Genomic DNA, 5,503 nt, shown 5'->3' with positions numbered 1-5,503 from the left:
TGTTGCAACGAAATACCGGACTGGTATCAACAGTTGGGTTGTCAAACCTTGCCCTGAGCGAAGTCGAAGGGCGTGGTTTGACCTCTATCCCCCTCCGACCTACTTCGTTGAGGTCGGAGTCCCACGAGGTAAAACGATGGTTAAGCCATCTGCACCCGCGACCTGTACCGTCAAACTCTAGTGTAATTTGTAGGATTATGGAACCCCTCACCCAAGCCCAGAAAGAACTCTATAATTGGCTGGTTGACTATATTCAAACCGCCCAACACGCGCCCTCAATCCGGCAAATGATGCGGGCGATGAACCTGCGATCGCCTGCACCGATTCAGAGTCGGCTCGAACATTTACGCAATAAAGGATATATCGATTGGACAGAAGGCAAAGCCCGGACGATTCGGATTCTCAGCAGTACGGCATCAGGAGTACCTGTTCTGGGTGCGATCGCGGCGGGGGGGATGGTGGAACCCTTTACCGATGGGATGGATCGGATTGATTTATCCGGTTTATTCACCCAACCCGGTAACTTTGCCCTCCGGGTTACAGGGGATAGCATGATTGAAGCCTTAATTCGAGAAGGTGATTTGGTGATTATGCAGCCTGTTCCTGAACCCGATCAACTGAAAAATGGTCAGATTGTCGCCGCTAGAGTCGAAGGATACGGTACAACATTAAAACATTTTTATCGGCAAGAGGATAGGATCACCCTGCAACCTGCTAATTCTAATTATCCGCCCATAGAAGTGGAAACAGAAAAGGTAGAGGTACAGGGTGTATTAGTCGGCGTCTGGCGTAGTTTTGAGTAGGGGCTTGGTTGCCAAGCCCCTATTAGGTTGCCAAGCCTTATCCACAATTGTCCAATTCGGCTCAATGATGACTGGGAACCACAGGGGGTAATGCACCCGTGCGGGAGAGAGGCGCTGCCATTTTTAATACCTTCTCCATCAGCCACGGCGCAATCCGACTGCACCAGACGGCTAAATGACTTTGCCATCCCACCAGGATTTCCGGTGAATCCTTTTGCAGTCCCGTGACTAGGGCTTTGGCGACTTGCTCAGGTGTCATGGGCATAACCCAGCGAAATAGCTGTAAACCCCGCACCATATCAGTATCCGTGAGGGAGGGGAGCAAGGCAATCACCCGGATATTATAGGGTGCTAGTTCGCCCCGCAAGGCTTGGGTGAAGCCTAAAATCGCAAACTTGGTGGCGGAATACGTCGCCATCGTCGGCGCGGCGACTTTGCCCATTAAACTGGAGACGTTAATAATGATCCCTTGGCGTTGAGCTGCCATTCGTTTGGCAAGCAGACGGGTAATCGTGTATAGTCCCATCAAGTTAATTGCCAGCTCCTCCTGCATCTTCGGCAGTTTCGCGTTCAAAAAGGGAGTTTGATGGGCAACGCCTGCACAGTTAACCAAGATGTGAACAGGTCCATAGGTACGCCAAGCGCGAGCAATTGCCACATTGACGTCTACCAGTTGGGTTAAATCTAACGCCAAAATAGCGACTTCGACTCCTAAATTTTCAATTTCCGTCGCCACGGCTGCTAAACGTTGGCGATCGCGTGCGACTAAGACTAGGCGCTTAACACCTTGTTTGGCAAGTTCGAGGGCGATCGCGCGACCAATTCCCCGCGATGCTCCGGTAACCAAAGCAGTCTTTCCTTGAATATTCATGGCAAAAACCTCACTCTTGTTGAGTCTCACTCGGTTTTTTCCGATTATTCATGCTCAGGGGTATATAACTCCTCCTAACCGCCTCAGCATGAAGTGAGACATAAGTAATCAAAATTTCGGATTATCTCTGTCGTTGCACTAAAACTTTGAAGAGTAGGACTTGTTTCACGCTTCGCCATTTTTTAAGTGAATTGGCGAGTGATCGGGTGGTGAAACAGTAATCAAATCTTTGAAATTAACGGGTTCTATGAAAAGCTGACCCGTGAGTCGAACATGATCTCCAGTCATGCGGTAACTGCAAAGAGTGAATCATGATCATGATATGTCTCCAGTGGAACTCGGTGAATGTGGAAGCGTGAGTTGTTGATCGAGTGTCCCGATACATATCTGGTTGGTAATTCGCTAAATCAGCCAACCACCTGACCGTCAAGATAAACGCAGTGCTTATACAATTAGCCTCCTATAGACTAGATGAGCTTCTATTAGAAGCGACTCATTACGCATACATTAGCAATTCTTTCAAGACAATGGCAATATTTTTTAATAAATTCCTTGTAACATTTGTTCACAAACTGTGAAAGCCTTGTCCAGATTGACCTGTAGCTGGCTTAACCCTTCGCGATGTCGCTTCTTAACAAGAATTGTAACAACAAGTACCTTATGATAAACTGGGTTTCTCGTCTTCACCCAAAGAAACCCGGTTTCTTGACCGATATCCTAGAGATGCCAACTATAAAAAAAGTGACGATAGTAAAACTAATCGTCACGGATTTGATGAAAACCATTTCATTGCTTCACCGCTTAAGCGATAATCCTCATGCCTTAATTCGAGACTTCTGCCATTTCAATAACGCGCCCCTCTAAATCCTTGACTAAAAAATTCAACGGTTTTTGAGCGCGAACCTTATACTTGAGGCGTCGCATTTGTACCCGCATCAACACTTGTTCTAAGCAATCATGATCAAAGCAGACATGGCGGTGTCGATTTTTATTCCCATAGCTGGCACCGGAAATGACATGGAGTTGGGTATTTTTTTTAAGCTGATACCAAAGTCCCTCGGTTCCTTGGAGTTGAGTCGCACTCGTGGTTCCGGTATTGGTGGATAGATAGAGGGGATCGATCCCAGTTGCACCTAGGGTTTGCTCATAGTTGTAGTAGTAATGTAGAGGAACTTCCGCTGCGGACAATTCCAGCAAGCCTTCGTAAAACTGCCGTGCCACCTCCAAATCAGACACCATAATGGTATGTACTTTTGGCGCACTGGTGAGAAACATCCACATCGCCACCGCGTAAGCTGCCAAGAGCATAACCATAATGCCTTGGGTGGAAAAAAGGCTATCTAATGGCAGAGACGGTAAAAAAGCACCCAAAGGCAGGAGCGGTAGTCGAAAGGCAATAATATCAACTGATAGAATCATTCTGACAAGCTATGTTGAGTTGATTTAAGTTTGACGAATCGGTTTTCCTGTTACAGGTTTATGATGAATACCATCTGATGTCCTATAGATGTTACTAGATGTTACTAATTTTAGCTAAGCTCAACGAGCTATGCTAATGCTCTGGTAGGTACAACTTACACGCTAAGTATGATAGGCGTCAGCAACTCACTGTTAAATCCTTGACAAAAGGGATAACACCTGCATAAGGGAGGCATCTACTGGAGAGTTAACGCCGCGCATTCGGAATTCTAGCTAGAACGTAAAGACTGTGCATATTCCACATTTTTCTGAATCCAACCATCCGCTAGTCAAATCCCTGTTTCACTACAGCGATCGCGAACTGGTGACTCTGTTTCAGCGCTATCCGGAACAGGGAAAGTATTTCACGGCGATTTTTTGCCGCTATAGTCCGATTGTCTATACCTTAATTCGTCATTCGGCGCGATCGCCTGTGCAAGCTGACTACCTCTTTGCCCTGACTTGGCGTCATATTTTCTATGAATTGCGGGGAATGGACTTTATCAAAGAGGCGGCGAGTGAGTCTAATACCTTCCAAAGCTGGCTGATTAACATGACAGCCGTCTGCATCAATCAAGCGGAGTTACCCCCAGTGGAGTCTATTCACTATACCCTGCAAGCCGCACCACCGCCATTATGGTGTTACCTGGAGGCGGCATTAGAGCAGTTACCTGCGCTCATGCGGTTAATCATCATCATGGCGTTAACCTTTAAGTGGAGTGAAACCCGCATCGCCGCTTATTTACAAGCGGAAGGCGAAGCGATCGCACCCGCTCAAGTCAGAAATCAACTCCAGCAAGGGTATCAGCGATTAGAGGCAAACTTACCCGATGATATTCGCGAGATTTACTTACAGAAAGCAACGGATAATGCCGAGGGCAAGTCCGAATTCAATGCTGTCGCCGTATAAACTAAGGATAGAAATTTCTGATCCCGATTAAAAAATCTCCCGATCATGAACAGAGGATATCTCTCGGTGAAGGTGATTCGTCGCACAGCGATGGCTCTGATTTCTGGGGCGGTACTGCTGGCGAGTAACCCGGCTCAAAGTCAAACCGTCTCCAATGACATGGGTTTTGACTTACAAGAGCAATTGACTATTCCCTTGAATAGGAGCCTTCAAAGGGAAGCTAGAAATGAGGCGGATGTACTCCTGCGGTTAGGAGGAGAGGCAAAACGCCAAGCAAATTTGCAAAAAGCGATCGCCTATTGGCAACAGGCGCTGGATCTTTATCAGAAAATTGGCGATTTTGAAGGACAGGGCTTAGCTTACAATTATATCGGTCTCGCTTACGCTGATTTGGGACGCTTTCCCCAAGCTGAAGAGTCTCTGCGCCGTCGGTTAGGGGTGGCTCGTTTCCTCCAAGATTTTCAGGGACAAATTTATGCCTTGAATAACGTCGGTACGGTGCTGCTGCAATCAAACGATCTCGACGCCGCTCAAGAAAGCTTTACTGAAGCCCTAACCATTGCTCGCACAGTGGGCGATCGCGAAGGGGAAGGACTTAGTTTGAGCAACCTGGGTTTAGTCGCGGCTCGTGCGGGTGATTATTTAGAGGCGATTAAACAGTATAAAGCGGCGATAACCTTGCGGCGGAGATTAGGCGATCCCTTGGGAGAAGCAAATACCCGTAATAATTTAGGCGATGCCTATTTCGCGATCGCCTCCTATAAAGATGCAATTGGCTCCTATCGCTATACCTTACAACTGGCACAAGATAGCCAGGATATTCCCAATCAGTTTCGCGCCCTGCGGGGATTGGCGAAATCCTATAGCATCATTGGTCCAGATTTGCTAGCGATTCGATACCTGAATCAGCATCTCGCCTTAGCCCAAGAACAGGAAAGCTTAAGCAGAGAACTCGTTACACTACGGTTATTTGCCGAATTTTACCTCGCCAGAGGCAATGTAGTGAAAGCGAAGCAATTTTACGAACAAGCGATCGCTCTCGCTAATGCGATCGGCGAAACTCAGCAAGAAGCCTTATTACGGAATCAGTTAGCCCAAATCCTTTATGACAGAGGGGATTGAACTTCTATAGCACTACGCATTAAGGTTAGGACAAGTTGCCGCGCTCACCGTCGAAGCCTCACGCCGAAGTCCGAGGTGTTGCCTATTGCAAGAAAGCCTAGCGCGTAGCGCTATATCTTCCTTAACGCCGAGCAACAAGATTGGTATTGGGCATCTACAATAGGGCTTGCTGAATAAGTGGTGAGGTGAGGGGGAGCAGGGGAAGCTGGGGGAGCTGGGGGAGCAAGGGTACATTTTCCCTGAGCAAGGTGATGCCATACTTAGGAAGGATGCTACCCCATTTCCTGGCACTTTATCCACTGTCCATACGCCTCAAAGTATTGATGGATCAGGGTTTCC

5 protein-coding genes are annotated in these 5,503 nt (G+C 47.6%); 3 read left to right on the top strand and 2 right to left on the bottom strand.

Features of this window, described 5'->3' with window-relative positions:
* Positions 1-197: 197 nt before the first annotated feature.
* On the top strand, positions 198-803 hold the full coding sequence (lexA, locus tag RH949_RS31275; RefSeq protein ID WP_006105613.1) for a transcriptional repressor LexA: 606 nt from the start codon (positions 198-200) through the stop codon (positions 801-803).
* Between the two features lie 61 nt (positions 804-864).
* On the opposite strand, the gene RH949_RS31270 is transcribed toward lexA, so the two are convergent.
* Both RH949_RS31270 and RH949_RS31265 read right to left on the bottom strand, forming a co-directional pair.
* Complete coding sequence (locus tag RH949_RS31270; RefSeq protein WP_044210747.1) at positions 865-1,674, bottom strand: SDR family NAD(P)-dependent oxidoreductase; 810 nt, start codon at positions 1,672-1,674, stop codon at positions 865-867.
* 822 nt (positions 1,675-2,496) lie between these two features.
* Positions 2,497-3,093, bottom strand: coding sequence for a glyoxalase-like domain protein (locus RH949_RS31265; RefSeq protein WP_446348101.1), 597 nt, complete (start codon positions 3,091-3,093; stop codon positions 2,497-2,499).
* Positions 3,094-3,382: 289 nt separating this feature from the next.
* Between RH949_RS31265 and RH949_RS31260 the strand changes: the two genes are divergently transcribed.
* Positions 3,383-4,042, top strand: a complete 660-nt coding sequence (locus RH949_RS31260; RefSeq protein WP_446358688.1) for an RNA polymerase sigma factor — start codon at positions 3,383-3,385, stop codon at positions 4,040-4,042.
* Between the two features lie 45 nt (positions 4,043-4,087).
* The gene (locus tag RH949_RS31255) at positions 4,088-5,164 is read left to right on the top strand and encodes a tetratricopeptide repeat protein (RefSeq protein WP_446358686.1); all 1,077 of its coding nucleotides are present in this window, start codon (positions 4,088-4,090) and stop codon (positions 5,162-5,164) included.
* Positions 5,165-5,503: the final 339 nt, after the last annotated feature.

Origin of the sequence: Coleofasciculus sp. A1-SPW-01, from assembly GCF_040217205.1 — a bacterium.
In the GTDB taxonomy this organism is placed as follows: Bacteria; Cyanobacteriota; Cyanobacteriia; order Cyanobacteriales; family Coleofasciculaceae; genus Coleofasciculus; species Coleofasciculus chthonoplastes_A.
Note: the sequence above shows the minus strand (reverse complement) of the source record. Positions and strands in the feature narration are given on the sequence as shown.